Origin of the sequence: Epilithonimonas mollis (assembly GCF_900142325.1) — a bacterium.
Taxonomy (GTDB): Bacteria; Bacteroidota; Bacteroidia; order Flavobacteriales; family Weeksellaceae; genus Epilithonimonas; species Epilithonimonas mollis.
On record NZ_FRAM01000003.1, the window covers coordinates 117,346 to 132,127 of the forward strand.

Below are 14,782 nucleotides of genomic sequence, written 5' to 3' on the forward strand. Positions count from 1 at the left end.
CTTCTTCTCATCTCCCAATCACTTCTGTAATTGGTTTTCCGATGGCACCGCTTGGAAACTCGATGTGAAGTAATGCTGAGATTGTTGGTGCAATATCTGTCATAGAATAATCGCCGTTGCTCTCGCCATGCTTGATTCCCCAACCCATAAAAATCAATGGAATGTGAGAGTCGTAGGAATTCCAAACACTGTGAGTCGTTCCTTTTTTAGCATAAGTTGGCAACATCCCATCGTGAGAAATGATTTGAATATCACCACTTCTCTGCCAGTTGTACCCATTGATAGCTCTTGATTTTATTGGCTCCGGAATAGCGGATGAACCAATCTTTTTCAAATCTACAGCGTACAAAACTCTTGGGTCTTTGTTCAGATTATCGATGATTGTTGTTTTGATAGCTTCCTCATCCAGTTTTTTTTCTTTGATCAAAGTTTGGTTCAGGTAGATCTGATAATTATCGATTCCGAGAATCAGCTTAGAATTAGCATATTTTTGCTCCAATTCAGTACCCAGATTTTTTTCCATTCCTTCATCAAAGAAACCGCCTAAGATCTTGTTGGCTTTTAAAAATCCTTCAGCATTCGCTCCACCGTGGTCAGCAGACAAGAAAACCAAATAATTATTCTTTCCTACTTTCTCATCCAACATTTTGAAAAACGCAGCCAAATCTCTGTCTAATCTGATATATGTATCCTCAACCTCGATTGAATTTGGTCCGTAAGAATGTCCAACATAATCCGTCGAAGCCAGGTTGATCGCCAGGAAATCGGTTTCAGTTCCTTTTCCTAAGGCATAATTATCCAAAGCCGCTTCTGCAAATTTCAGAGTCAAAGTATTTCCGAAAGGCGTCGTTCTGATAACGCCTTTTTGCTTTGAATAATCAGATAATAAATTTTTGTATGGAAAAACTGGCTCTTTTGCGCTCCCAACAGGTTTTTCCCATTCTACATTATCGGCCGTACTTTCTGTGTAGTCTGCAATCGGCAAAGCTGTTTCCCAACCGCTGGCCAAGAGTTTTTCAGGAACTTTCTGGTCGTTGAAATCTTTTACCCATTTCGGCAACTCATTCATATAATAAGAACTTGTGATGAAATTCCCGGCAGAATCATCAAACCAGAATGCGCCCGTTGGATTGTGACCTACAGGCAAAATAGAAGCACGGTCTTTCAAAGAAACTCCAACGACCTTCGATCTGAAATTACTTGCGATTCTCAATTGGTCCGTAACAGTTGTTGACCAAAGGTTTTTGGGAGAATGACTTCCGTTTCTTTTATTATCGGTTCCAACCGGATTTACACTATCGTCTGTTGTGCAATAAACATTTTTTCCGGTTTCTTTATCCGTCCAGTCGTTCCCGGCGATCCCATGAATGGAAGGAACCGAACCTGTGTAAATGGAAGTATGCCCAATCGCAGTAACGGTCGGAATATAAGGAATATGAACATTGTTAAGAGAATAACCTTCTCCCAAAAGTCTCTGAAAACCGCCTTTCCCGAATTTTTTCTCAAAACGGTAAAGATAATCCCAGCGCATTTGGTCAACCACCAATCCTACAACTAATTTTGGTCTTTCTCCTGAATTTAACTTTGTTTTCTGTGCGTTTACATTTCCAAATGTAGCAACTGCTAAAACGAAAATCTGAATTTTCCTGAACATTGATCTACTTTTTATTTAAGCCAAATTTACGGCTTTCAAAAGTTTTAGGATGTGAAATTATTATTAAAGTTTTCAGACCTCAACTACACAAAACAAAAAGAACGAGCCAATGCTCGTTCTCTTTAATTTATCATTGAAAATTTATTTACTTCCGCCAGAGTTTTTCTCGACATCGGTTTTTGTATTTTCTTTTACTTTTTGGTTCCCGAAACGTTTCACAAATGTGAGCGAGAATCCGTACCAATCCCATTTGTTATAATTTCGAATCATCCCTGTCGAGCTGTAAGTTGTATTGTCTACACTTGGTCTTTTGAAGATGTTCATCAACTGTAAGCTTGTTTCGATTTGAGAAACTGGGAAAATCTTGGTTACAGAGATGTTATGAAAGAAATTGTATTTATTCGCGACAGAGTTTCCGTAATTCTGATTATCAACACTGAACCAACCACTGATATTAATATTCTTATTAAACAAATTGGTGTAAGACAGATTGGTAGAACCACCGATATAACTGATATAGTTGTTTGTCTGATTCAACCCATTTTTCCTGTTGAAATCGCTGTTATCTATATAATACCAACCGATTCCTAAGTTGACATTCAGTTTATTTTTGAATAGATTCTGATTGGTGTTGGCAAAAAGATAAAACTTTTCAACTTTTCCCTTGAAATTATCCGACACAGAAATTGTTTTTCCGTCTTCCTCTACGAACTTGTTCCAGTAATCCTGGTCTGTAAACATATATCTGGCTGATAAAAAATACTTTTTGAATAAACCGAATTTCATTACGATTCTGTCGCTTGGATTAGGAAGCAAGTCCATATTTCCACGATAGTACATCCCATTATTTCCAGGCAAAACAAACGGGTTGAATTCCGAATACCAAGGTCTCCAAAGACTGTGATTGTAGGTCAGACTCAAATCATAATCTGGTGAAAAAGCATACTTCAGCAAAAGATTGGGCATAAAAGTTCCGTAAGAATCTTTTCTTTCATTAGCATTTTCCGTGATTTTGTAATCAATATGTTCATATCGCAAACCTACTCTTGTCTCAAGCTTTTCAAAAAAGGTTTTGCTGTAAGTGAAATAAAGTGAGTTGATGTTGTCTGTATATCGGAAATCACTGGTTGCATTATTAGCATTATTCAGAAAATCAAAATAATTGTTTGGAATAACATTATTATTAAAATCAACTTTGCCACCAACTTCCAGACTTCCGCCATTTTTTCCTAAAGGTGTTGTATAATCAACTTTTACGTAATAATTCCTGGTCTGAGTGTAAGAATCTATCCTATAAAAATTAGGTATCAAAGCTGTTTCATTGAAAATGGTATTTCCATTATCAGAATCATAATTGACTCCTAAGTTGATATCCAGAATTTTATTTTTCTCCTTGTCATAATATTTATAGAAGAGATTGCTACCAAGTGTTTTTGCAACCGAAGACCTCATCATATTCTGAACAAAAGTATCCTGCAAAACATCATCTACATAGGTTGTACCGCCGGAATTGGAAGTAGAGTTTCTTTTGCCCTGATAATATTCCAGGACAAGCCCTACATTATTTTTATCATTGAGCTCGAACTCCGAAGTTGATGATACCGAAGGATTTTTATTTTTGAATATACTTTCCGCATTGATATTTTTGACTTTTTTATCTTCATATGTGGTAACTATTGAAGAGTTTTTTGTTATGAAAATATTGTCACCATAACTTCCTCCAAACGTCTGAGTGAAGTTCTTTTTATGATAATTCAGATTCAGACTTCCATATTGATTATTCTTAGTATTCTGGGTATTGGTTAATGAAACACTTCCTTTCAGACCTTCATCGTCCCGCTTTTTCAGAACGATATTGATCACTGCACCTGTTGCTTCATAACGGGAAGAAGGACTTGTAATGACTTCTATTTTCATCAGGTTGTCTGCAGGAATCGTTTTCAGATATTCCTTCAGTTCTTTACCTGTAAAAACCGATTTTCTGTCGTTGATATAAACCGTTACCGATTCTCCTTCTGCTTTTACATTATCATTGTTATCAATGCTAACGAGCGGCGTCATCCGAACGATGTCCCAAGTTGTGTTTCCGGCGAGAATAGAGCTGTTTTCGACATTAAAAACCGTTCTGTCCGCTTTACTTTGGACAGTAGGTTTTTTAGCAATAACAGTTACTGCTTCTATTTCTTTGGATTTTAAAGTGTCCTGGTTTTGGGCAAAACTGAATGTAAAGGATAATAATCCTAAAAAGCATAATGCTGACTTCATTGTTATTGTTTATAATATATAAGACAATTGTAATTACATTATGTTACATCAGAATCAATAAATTTTTATCAAATCGGATTTTAGTTAAATTTGAGACAAACAATTTGAAAAGTATAATTAAATCATACAATTATGAAAAATTACAAATCTCAGCTGTCTGCGGATCAGCAAGAGACATTGATCAGTGTTCTGAAAAACCGTTTCGAATCTTATCCTAATCGGCATGAAAATATAAAATGGAATAATGTTCAGGAAAAACTGGAGTCATGTCCTGAGAAATTATGGTCGCTTAATGAAATGGAAAGAACTGAAGGCGAGCCAGATGTTGTTGGTTATGATAATAAAACAAACGAATATCTTTTTATCGATTGTTCCGCAGAAAGTCCAAAAGGCAGACGAAGTATTTGCTATGACAGAAAAGCTCTTGACTCCAGAAAAGAGCACAAACCTGTGAATAGTGCGATTGATTTGGCTACTGAAATTGGAATTGAAATTTTGAGTGAAGAACAATATCGATATTTACAAACACTTGGAAATTTTGATTTAAAAACGTCGAGCTGGGTAAAAACACCTGACGAAATCCGAAAATTAGGCGGTGCGATTTTCTGTGACAAGCGTTACAATACAGTTTTCCTTTATCACAACGGCGCAGAATCTTACTATGCAGCAAGAGGTTTTCGGGGAATTTTGAGAATCTGATTTTAAGTACACTCTTTACAAATACCCGTCAGAACACAGTTCTCACTTTCCACACAATAACCGCTTTCTAAAGAAAACTGAACAGCAACCGGCAGACATTCTATCGTTTCACATTGCGTACATCTGAAATGAAAATGATGGTCTGCCAATTTTTTTTCTTCGCATTTGATACAAACAGCAAAGTATTGTTTTCCGTCTTCCGCAACAATCCTGTGTAGAATTCCGTCCTCGCAAAAACGATTGAGAACACGGTAAACCGTAGCTCTATCTATATTTATGGCAATCTTTTTCATAATAGAATCCTGGCTCATTGCTTTTTTGGAATCTGCTAAAACACTCAAAACAGCATCTTTGGTAGGCGTACTTCTTCTTTTCATTTTAATTAATGCGATTTAGTTGCAATAATAAAAATTAATCCTAACTTTGGCAAGGAATAAGTATTTAATTTTTCATTCCGAAGATATTTATCTTAAAAATTCAAAAATATGAAACAGGAAAATACATTCGATGTCATAATCGTTGGAGGAAGTTACGCCGGACTTTCTGCAGGAATGGCTTTGGGCAGGTCACTCAGAAAAGTTTTAATCATTGACAACGAAAAACCTTGTAATATCCAAACACCACATTCTCATAATTTCCTGACCCAGGATGGGAAAACGCCTAAAGAAATTTCGACCTTAGCAAAAGAGCAAGTCAAAAAATATGACACAGTTGAATTTTATAATGGATTGGCAATAGAAGGAAAAAAGACGGAAAATGGATTCGAAATCACGACCAAACGAGGCGAAATCTTCAAGGCTAAAAAACTCATTTTTGCAACGGGAATTGTGGATGAAGTTCCGAATATCAAAGGTTTTTGGGAATGTTGGGGAATCTCTCTAATCCATTGTCCATATTGTCACGGCTATGAATTTAAAACTAAAAAAACCGGAATTATTGCAAATGGCGAACGTGGATTTCATATTGCTTCTTTGGTCAATAATTTAACAGATAACTTAACTATTCTAACCCGAGGAAAATCTGATTTTACTGAGGAGCAAACTCGAAAATTGATGCAAAACAACATCAATATCATCGAAACAGAAATTGATGAAATCCAGCATCAAAACGGAAATATTGAAAGTTTGATTTTATCGGATAATCACGAACTGAAATTTGAAGCTGTTTACGGCGCATTTCCTTTTCATCAACACTCGGATATTCCAAAATCTTTAGGTTGTGAAATGACGGAAATGGGTCACATTAAAACTGACCTTTTCCAAAAAACGAATGTTTCCGGGTTGTACGTTTGTGGCGACAATTCCAGCCCAATGCGCTCGGTTGCGAATGCTGTTTACACAGGAAATTTTGCGGGTGCAATGGTGAATGCGGAGTTGACGCAGGAAAATTTCTGATAAATAAATACAAAAAAAACCGTCTCATAATCAAGACGGTTTCATTTATCACAAGATTGAAATATTAAACCTTCAAATCACCATTCACATCTCTCACAGCCTTTGCTGCTTCAGCGAATTTTGCTTGCTCTTCTTCTGTCAAAGTGATGTTCACGATTTTCTCAACACCATTTTTCCCGATGATGGCCGGAACTCCCAAACAAATATCGCTTTGTCCGTATTCACCGTCTAACATTAGAGAACAAGGGATCATTTTCTTTTGATCGCAAAGAATCGATTGAACCATTACAGAAACAGCCGCACCTGGTGCATACCAGGCAGAAGTCCCCAATAATTTGGTCAATGTTGCTCCTCCGACTTTAGTTTCCTCGATCACGGAAGCTTTTTGCTCATCAGTCAAAAATTCAGAAACAGGAACTCCGTTTCTTGTAGCTTTGCTGAACAAAGGTAACATTCCAGTATCTGAATGTGCTGCGATTACCATTCCGTCCACATCTGAGATTGGACTTTCCAAAGCTTCCGCCAATCTGTATTTGAATCTTGCAGAATCCAGGGCACCACCCATCCCTATGATTCTTTCTTTTGGAAGACCAGATGTTTTGTGAACCAGGTAAGCCATTGTATCCATCGGGTTAGAAACCACAATAATAATGACATCCGGAGAATGCTTAACTAAGTTTTCAGTTACTTCTTTTACAATTCCGGCATTGATTCCGATCAATTCTTCTCTCGTCATTCCCGGTTTTCTAGGAATTCCGGAAGTGATAACTGCCACTTTGGAACCTGCCGTTTTTGAATAATCTCCTGTTGTTCCGGTGATTTTTGTATCAAAACCATTCAGGGAAGCGGTCTGCATCAGATCCATTGCCTTTCCTTCTGCAAATCCTTCCTTGATATCTACCAAAACAACCTCAGAAGCGAAGTCTTTCATTGCGATATATTCTGCACAGCTTGCTCCTACTGCACCAGCTCCTACTACGGTAACTTTCATAATTATTAAATGTATTTATATTAGTGTAAAATCCTGAATTCTATGACCGTAAATATAATAAAACTTCCAAAGCCCGAAAAAAAATTAATTCAAACATTTGTCATATTTTGACCAGATTCATTTCAATTAACCTATGATATAAATTATCTAACAATCCTGAAATGAAGCTTAAAATGTGGTTCAAAATTCGTAAATTTGCTTAGAAAAAAATTAAAAATATGTCAGAAAACAACATTAAATCTATTGCGGTTCTGACTTCCGGAGGTGATGCCCCGGGAATGAATGCCGCACTTAGAGCAGTTGTACGAACAGCGAATCATTTCAAAATAAACTGCTACGGAATCCGAGAAGGTTACAATGGTCTTATCGCAGGTGATGTTACCAAAATGGGGCCGCGTTCCGTGAAAAATATAATTAATCAGGGCGGAACAATTCTTAAATCTGCCCGTTCCAAAGAATTCATGACTTACGAAGGTCGAAAAAAAGCTTTTGAACAATGTCAGAAATTGGGAATTGATGCTTTGGTTTGTATTGGTGGAGACGGAAGTTTTACAGGAGCCAAGGTTTTCAACGAAGAATTTGGGATCAAGGTAATCGGTGTCCCTGGAACTATCGACAATGATATTTTTGGAACAGATAATACAATAGGATACGACACGGCACTAAATACAGCAATGGATGCGATTGACAAGATCCGTGATACTGCCACTTCGCACAACAGAGTTTTTTTTGTGGAAGTGATGGGACGTGATGCCGGATTCATCGCTCTCAACAGTGGGATTGCTACGGGTGCTCTTGACATCCTCATTCCGGAGAGAAAAGACAGCATGGAAGATCTCTTTAATACATTCAGAACGGCTGAGAAAGTCGGCAAGTCGTCAAGTGTTGTAGTTGTCGCTGAAGGTGAAGAACTTGGCAACATCTATGATCTTGCAAAAGCAACAAAAGAAGAATTTCCAAATTATGATATCAGAGTAACCATTCTTGGACATATACAAAGAGGCGGTTCTCCAAGTTGTGCAGACAGAGTTCTTGCCAGCAACCTTGGTTATGGTGCTGTTGTGGGTCTGATGGAAGGACGAAATAAAGTAATGGTAGGAATGCAGGCTAATAAAATAACATACACGGCCATAGAAGACGCCATTAAAAAACATAACGAAATCGACAAGAATTTGCTTCAGATTGCTGAGATCCTTGCGATGTAATTCAACTTAAAACAAATAAATAACAAAACCTTAATTTTTTTTAATATGTCAACAATTAAAGTAGGAATCAACGGATTCGGGAGAATCGGACGTTTAGTTTTCAGAGCTATGGCCGAAAGAAGCAACATCGAAGTTGTAGGTATCAATGACCTTATCGATGCTGAATATATGGCTTATATGCTAAAATACGATTCGGTTCACGGAGCGTTCAAAGGAGAAGTATCAGTACAAGGAAATAATCTTGTAGTTAACGGAAAAACAATCCGTGTAACAGCTGAGAAAGATCCTAACAACCTGAAATGGAATGAAGTTGGTGCAGAATATATCGTAGAATCTACAGGATTATTCCTTTCAAAAGATTCGGCTCAGGCTCACATCAACGCTGGCGCTAAGAAAGTAATTCTTTCTGCACCTTCAAAAGATGATACGCCAATGTTCGTGATGGGTGTTAACCACAAAGAACTTACAGATGATATCAAAATCTTCTCAAACGCATCTTGTACGACAAACTGTCTTGCACCATTGGCAAAAGTAATCCATGATAACTTCGGAATTGCTGAAGGTCTGATGACAACTGTACATGCTACTACTGCAACTCAGAAAACTGTAGACGGACCATCTGCAAAAGACTGGAGAGGTGGCAGATCTGCACTTAACAATATCATCCCTTCCTCTACAGGTGCTGCAAAAGCAGTAGGAAAAGTAATACCTTCTCTGAACGGGAAATTAACAGGTATGTCTTTCAGAGTTCCAACTGCTGATGTTTCCGTAGTGGATTTAACTGTAAAATTAGACAAGCCAACTTCTTACGAAGAAATCTGTGCCGCTATCAAAGCTGCATCTGAAGGTGAACTGAAAGGAATTCTTGGTTACACAGAAGATGCTGTTGTTTCTCAGGATTTCGTGAGCGATGCAAGAACTTCTATCTTCGACAAGGAAGCAGGAATCATGCTAAATCCAACTTTCGTAAAATTGGTATCTTGGTATGATAACGAATGGGGTTATTCAAACAAATTAGCAGATATGCTGGTTCATTCAGCGTCTTTATAATCTGAATACAATTACATAAAACCCTTAAGGTTCAATGCCTCTGAAAGTAATATTTTCAGAGGCATTTTTATAAATCAAGTCAATTTAAACAAAAAAAAGAGCCTTTAATACCAGGCTCTTTCTTATAATATTTCCAATTATAGAAATGTAAATCTTAAATTTTATTTTTTCTCTGCCAATTTACTCCATGTATGGAGGATATAAACTACGATAATTCCTAAAATCCCTGATGATAAAGAGAATATGAACTTGGTGTTCTCTTCATCAAAAAACCCTGCTCTCCAATCGATAGCATAAAAATTGAATCCAATAAAGAGGACAAAAAGAATAAGGAATATCTTATAAAATGTTTTCATTTGTCAAGATTGTTAAAAGTGAATATAATTCTGAAACAGTTGTGCAAAGTTAGCAGTAAATAATTTAATAGAGATAGCCAAAAGAACAATTCCAAAAACTTTTTGCAATACCTGTAGTGATCCCTCGCCCATTTTTCTTTCGATCCATGGCGCAAGTTTGAGTACAATATATACCAGAATTGTATTGAGCACAATTCCAAATATGATATTGATATCATGATATTCTGCTCTTAAAGATAAAGTGGTTGTAAGCGTTCCGGCACCTGCTATGAGCGGAAAAGCAATCGGAACAATTGATGCTGCCTGCGGCTGATTGGTTTTATGAATTTCTATCCCGAGTATCATTTCGATTGCAATTATAAAAATTACAAATGCCCCGGCAATAGCAAAAGAATTGACATCAACACCAATAAATTTCAGGATATTATTTCCAATAAAAAGAAAAGAAATCATCAATAATCCTGCAACAATAGCGGCTTTTTCAGATTCTATTTTTCCGAATTTCTGTCGCAATGAAACAATAATCGGGACAGAACCTAAAATATCAATTACCGCAAACAAAACCATAAAAGCGGTCATTGTTTCTTTGATCGAAAATTCTCCTAAAAACTCCATAATTTAATTTTAAAGATTTCGCAAAAATAAGAAATATTTTTGAAAATTTCTTAAAGACATTTATAGACTTCTTTTATTTCATCAAAGAGTTCTATTTGTTTTTCTTTTGATGAAAAAGGCGAATACCTTTCAACAGTGATCATAGTAATTAACTGATCATATTTTTCAGTGTAAGTATTTCCAAAATCGGATTGGAGATAGTCTGCAAATGATTTGGAGTAATGATCTCTACAATAGCGATCTGCATCACTTTTAAGTTCTTCAAAAGCCTGGAAAAATTTTGCGGAATCATTCTCTTCCAGAATTTTTTGGAGATAAATAAAGTAAGATTCGGTATCGAATTTCTTTTTATTTCTAAGCAACGCCTCGGTTTCCTCGATATTGACAATCGGTGCAATCGGCAGATTTTTTTTCTCAGCCTCTTTTTTCTTTTTTTCTTTATATCTTTTAAATATAAAACCAAAAAAAACTGAACCAAAGATCACGATCAGCAGATTACCGATAATTCCGTACCAGTTCACCGTTTTATGCTCTTCAATTTTGAGCTTTTTGGTATTCATAACAGGCGAGTCGACTCTATCAAGAACATTGTTTGTATATTCATTAACTTTCTGAAGCGTGGATTTTGCGTTGGCAATATCCTGAGCATTGACGGTATTCAGTAATAGATATCTTGATGCAATCTCCATATATTTCTCTTCTTTCGGGTCAAAGTAAGAAAAATCCTCAATCGCAATTTTCAGATCACCTCTTTTCTTTGGAATAATCACATACTGCGCTTCGATATCTCCTTCCAGTCCGTCTTTAGTCGCCAACGAATTATTAATAATCTTGGGCTCAAAGGTTTCGTAATCTGCAGAAGGCAGAATTTTGGGTAAAATCGACGGTGAAAGATTTCCACTTCCGCTGACTTTCACGCTGATATTAAACGCTTTATTGATTTCGAAATTTTCTTTATTCTTATCAATCAATTCTACTTTTACATCATATTTTCCAACGGCATTATTGAAATTTGCAGGAGCGCCTTCCGGCAATTTCTTCACATTGATTTTAACTTTGTTGGAAACCAGCGTATTTTTATGATTTTTAAAAGGAATCTCAGCAGGCGGAACTTCCACATAACCTGTCACTTTTGGGATAATGACAAACATAGCTACGATCTGGGAAGAAAAATCATTGTCAGTCTCTTCGATAGATTCGTCAAAATTTGCAATGGACCGAATGACAAAATTTTTTGTTGGCTCAAACTTAGCAGGCTCCAAGTGGCGAAAACCGGAAATATTTTTGGAATATGCTTTAATAATTCCTATGACGGGTTCATTTTTGTAAACTTCTTTGTCAGAGACCTGCATATTCAGATACATGTTTTTCGATGGATTCTGGCTTGCAAGCGGTTTTTTCTCGGCTTCTTTTACCAACACGTCGATAGGCTCGGTTTTATAAACCTTTCCGTTTACACGTACCAGCGCAGATCCGACACGCAGATTACCTGGCTGTTTCGGATCCAGAGAAATCTGACAGACAATCTGGTTGATTCGTATTTTCTTAATGGGATCTATGAAAGTGCTCTGTTCTGAAGAAACAGCATAATCAAATTTTGAAAAGTCCGGAAGCTTTATAGGCGTCTCCTGAATAAGATCTTCTCCAAAAATTTCTAAAACAACAGTAAAAACAAATGGATTATTGACACGCGCCTCTTTCGTGTTAACCTCAGAATAAAGATTAACCTGAGCAAACGAATAAACCGATGCCAGCAGGAATAATATGTATAAATTTTTTCTTATCATTTACCAATCTTTTTCGTTGCTTTGGGGCATCGAATTGGCTCTTTTATTTAAAATTCTTCTTGCAGTTTCTCTCTCGCGGTTTTCTATCTCTCGCAAAATCATTTTTTCTGCTTCTTCTGGGATTTTATTTTCCTCTTTTTTTGGCTGATCCGGCTTTCCCTGACTTTCTCCTTTTTTCTGATCGCCCTGTCCGTTTTGCTGATCCTTTTTCTGATTGCCTTTCCCAGCCTCATCATGATTCTTCTGATCTTTACCCTTGCCTTTTCCTTTGTTGGGATCCTTCTTTTGCTTTTCTTTATTTTCCTTGTTTTTCAACATTGCGATTTCGTAGTTTTTACGGATAGCTTCGTTGTATGGATCTTGTTTCAGTGCCTGTTTATAATAATCTGCTGCCCGTTCGGCATTGTTGGACTGCATAGAGACATTTCCCAGATTATAAAGTGCTGCTGCTTTTTCGTATTTGCTTTTCGTCAGTTTTGTTGCTTTTTGATATTCCGCGGATGCTTCTTCATATTTTTTACTTTTATAAAGAGAATTTCCCAGGTTATAATGCGCTGTGTAACTTCCACTTTTCTCAGCTATGGCTTCCAGATATTTACCGGATGCTGCATTGTATTCTTTTGCATCGAATTTTTTATTCCCCTCGTAAACAAGTGCATTGTAACTTTTCTGTGCCATCAAAATCTGGGAAGAAAAAACAAAGTATGTCGCGAGTAAAATAAATCTAAAATCCATTGCTACAAAATTATCCGTTTTATTGTTAAAATCAATACTTTAAAAGTTAAAATTGGGTTAAATAAATCTTATATAAACGCCTTAAAACAAGGATTTTTTGTAGATATAATTCTACAAAACGCAACAAAAAACCATTGAAAATAGTCCAATGGTTTTTATTTGAATGTAGTTTAAATAAAATAAAATCTAAAAATAACTTTAAATAAATAAATTTAAATATTATAAATCAATATCTTAAAATATTGTATTTAAAGTAATTTCTACCAGTCTTTCTTTTTTAGAATCATATAACTTCCACTAATAAAAATAATTGACCAGATTATACAGGAAACAACACTTGCGATTGGGTATTCAAACTTGAATTCCATTCCGATTAGTTCTGCCATTTTAGTTCTTATGAGAGGATTGGGAATTAAATCGGACATGCTTTCTAACGGAAGATAGTCTGTAATAAAATGATGGTTCATTTCCAGCTTTTCTCTTTCGACCGGGTTTTGAGCCTTAGTTATAAATGATATTCTTTCTAAAAATTTTAATATTCCCTCGATTACCGAAAACATAAAAAATCCAAGGAATACAAAAATCGACTTTCTGAAAAGAACAGAGAGAAACATCAGAAAAGAAAAAAAAGTAAACAGCTTCAGGAAATAATTAAAGATAAAATAAATCTCTTTAAAAATCAGTGCATTTTCCTGAGTCGAGGAATAACTTTTTCCTAAAATAAAAGTAGTGATGAAAACAACCAAAGTTGAGAATCCTGTGAAAATTACTATCGTGAGTAATTTGGATGCAATGAATTCTTCTCGGCTCAGCCCGTCAATTATGTTTTGTTTAAACATTCTGTTACTGAACTCCTGGCATATAGAAAACACAATGATACAGCCAAGAAAAATCTTCAGCAGGCCAACAATATACGTTGTGAAATTCCAGATCCGTGGAAAATCATACATCCCCTGCTCTTTCAGATTGATCTTGATTCCGGCAAAATCAAAATCAATTAATCCTATCAATAACAGCAGTATAAGTATAACAAAATACAATCCTGCGAATATCCTGAATGGATTGTAATTCAGATTTTTGAGGTATTCTAATTTTAAAAGGCGTATCATAGGTTATTCTGTTTTACAAGTTCCAGGAATTGTGTTTCCAGACTTTCTTTTTTCTTCTGAAGATGAGAAAGTGAAATTCCTTTTTCAAATAATTTTTTGTTAAGTTCCGAAGCAGAAATATCTTCAGAAATCTGCGCAATAATTAGATTCCCATGATCTTTTACGGATGAAAAAACGCCAAAAGATTCTAACGCCGAAATCAGGACCTGTTTATCATCCGCTTTCAGTTCAAAAAATCCTTTTGTATTGCTCATAGCATCCACAGAACCGGAATAGATCGCTGTCCCCTGCTTGAGAACGATAACATGCGAGCATATTTTTTCGATCTCGTCCAGGAGATGGCTTGCAACGATAATTGTAGTTCCGGATTTGGCAATCTTGTTGATAATATCCCGGATCTGTATGATCCCTTCCGGATCCAGTCCGTTCGTCGGCTCGTCCAGAATCAGAACTTCAGGTTTTGCGAGTAAAGCCGAGGCAATTGCCAAACGCTGCTTCATCCCCAGGGAATATGTTTTGAATGCATCTTTTTTCCTGGCCAGAAGATTGACAACATCCAAAACCTCATCAATCCGGTTAATTGAAACGCCTTTTATCGTTGCAACAATTTCAAGGTTTTTCTCGGCACTCAGATAAGGATAAAAATTAGGCTGTTCGATGATCGCACCGATTTTTTTCAGCGAATCTGTATCTGTTCCTTCTTTTCCGAACCATTTCCAGCTGCCGGAAGTCGGATTAATTGTAGAAAGCAACATGCCGAAAGTCGTGGATTTTCCACTTCCGTTAGGGCCTAAAAGGCCATAGACATTACCTTTTTCTACATCGAAGGAAATATTGTTAACCGCAATCTGTTTGAATTTTTTGGTTAAGTTTTTTACTTCCAGAATTTTTTCCATCTGATATTTTTTTAATACTAGTATGA

Annotated in this window: 14 protein-coding genes; 4 read left to right on the forward strand and 10 right to left on the reverse strand. The window is 36.3% G+C overall.

What is annotated here, in order from left to right; translation table 11 throughout:
• Positions 1–7: 7 nt before the first annotated feature.
• Both pafA and BUA97_RS12865 read right to left on the reverse strand, forming a co-directional pair.
• A complete protein-coding gene (gene pafA / locus BUA97_RS12860; protein WP_072998874.1) occupies positions 8–1,654 on the reverse strand; it encodes an alkaline phosphatase PafA in 1,647 nt (548 codons plus the stop codon).
• 141 nt (positions 1,655–1,795) lie between these two features.
• Positions 1,796–3,919 (reverse strand): TonB-dependent receptor domain-containing protein, encoded by a 2,124-nt coding sequence (locus BUA97_RS12865; RefSeq protein WP_072998877.1) that lies wholly within the window; start codon positions 3,917–3,919, stop codon positions 1,796–1,798.
• A gap of 132 nt (positions 3,920–4,051) precedes the next feature.
• On the opposite strand from BUA97_RS12865, the gene BUA97_RS12870 reads away from it, so the two are divergent.
• Entirely contained in the window at positions 4,052–4,618 is a 567-nt protein-coding gene (locus tag BUA97_RS12870) for a DUF4256 domain-containing protein (protein ID WP_072998880.1), read from the forward strand.
• 2 nt (positions 4,619–4,620) lie between these two features.
• On the opposite strand, the gene BUA97_RS12875 is transcribed toward BUA97_RS12870, so the two are convergent.
• Positions 4,621–4,995, reverse strand: a complete 375-nt coding sequence (locus tag BUA97_RS12875; RefSeq protein ID WP_072998882.1) for a Fur family transcriptional regulator — start codon at positions 4,993–4,995, stop codon at positions 4,621–4,623.
• 108 nt (positions 4,996–5,103) lie between these two features.
• On the opposite strand from BUA97_RS12875, the gene BUA97_RS12880 reads away from it, so the two are divergent.
• Positions 5,104–6,012, forward strand: coding sequence for an NAD(P)/FAD-dependent oxidoreductase (locus BUA97_RS12880; RefSeq protein WP_072998884.1), 909 nt, complete (start codon positions 5,104–5,106; stop codon positions 6,010–6,012).
• Positions 6,013–6,076: 64 nt separating this feature from the next.
• Here the strand turns inward: BUA97_RS12880 and BUA97_RS12885 are convergent, their stop codons facing one another.
• A complete protein-coding gene (locus tag BUA97_RS12885; RefSeq protein ID WP_072998887.1) occupies positions 6,077–7,003 on the reverse strand; it encodes a malate dehydrogenase in 927 nt (308 codons plus the stop codon).
• A gap of 218 nt (positions 7,004–7,221) precedes the next feature.
• Here BUA97_RS12885 and pfkA point away from each other — a divergent pair, with 218 nt between their 5' ends.
• The gene (gene pfkA, locus BUA97_RS12890; RefSeq protein WP_072998889.1) at positions 7,222–8,208 is read left to right on the forward strand and encodes a 6-phosphofructokinase; all 987 of its coding nucleotides are present in this window, start codon (positions 7,222–7,224) and stop codon (positions 8,206–8,208) included.
• A gap of 45 nt (positions 8,209–8,253) precedes the next feature.
• Positions 8,254–9,258, forward strand: coding sequence for a type I glyceraldehyde-3-phosphate dehydrogenase (gene gap / locus BUA97_RS12895; protein ID WP_072998891.1), 1,005 nt, complete (start codon positions 8,254–8,256; stop codon positions 9,256–9,258).
• 161 nt (positions 9,259–9,419) lie between these two features.
• Here the strand turns inward: gap and BUA97_RS12900 are convergent, their stop codons facing one another.
• The 6 genes from BUA97_RS12900 to BUA97_RS12925 form a co-directional block, all read right to left on the reverse strand.
• Positions 9,420–9,614 (reverse strand): hypothetical protein, encoded by a 195-nt coding sequence (locus tag BUA97_RS12900; protein ID WP_072998893.1) that lies wholly within the window; start codon positions 9,612–9,614, stop codon positions 9,420–9,422.
• A 12-nt stretch (positions 9,615–9,626) separates the two neighbouring features.
• Entirely contained in the window at positions 9,627–10,229 is a 603-nt protein-coding gene (locus BUA97_RS12905) for a MarC family protein (RefSeq protein WP_072998895.1), read from the reverse strand.
• Between the two features lie 50 nt (positions 10,230–10,279).
• A complete protein-coding gene (locus BUA97_RS12910) occupies positions 10,280–12,016 on the reverse strand; it encodes a BatD family protein (RefSeq protein ID WP_072998897.1) in 1,737 nt (578 codons plus the stop codon).
• Positions 12,017–12,751 carry a tetratricopeptide repeat protein gene (locus tag BUA97_RS12915; RefSeq protein ID WP_084081336.1) on the reverse strand — a complete coding sequence of 245 codons (735 nt, stop codon included), beginning with the start codon at positions 12,749–12,751 and terminating at the stop codon, positions 12,017–12,019. It abuts the gene before it with no gap.
• 260 nt (positions 12,752–13,011) lie between these two features.
• Positions 13,012–13,860 carry an ABC transporter permease gene (locus BUA97_RS12920; protein WP_072998900.1) on the reverse strand — a complete coding sequence of 283 codons (849 nt, stop codon included), beginning with the start codon at positions 13,858–13,860 and terminating at the stop codon, positions 13,012–13,014.
• A complete protein-coding gene (locus BUA97_RS12925) occupies positions 13,857–14,756 on the reverse strand; it encodes an ABC transporter ATP-binding protein (protein ID WP_072998903.1) in 900 nt (299 codons plus the stop codon). The genes BUA97_RS12920 and BUA97_RS12925 overlap by 4 nt, the downstream gene beginning before the upstream one ends.
• Positions 14,757–14,782: the final 26 nt, after the last annotated feature.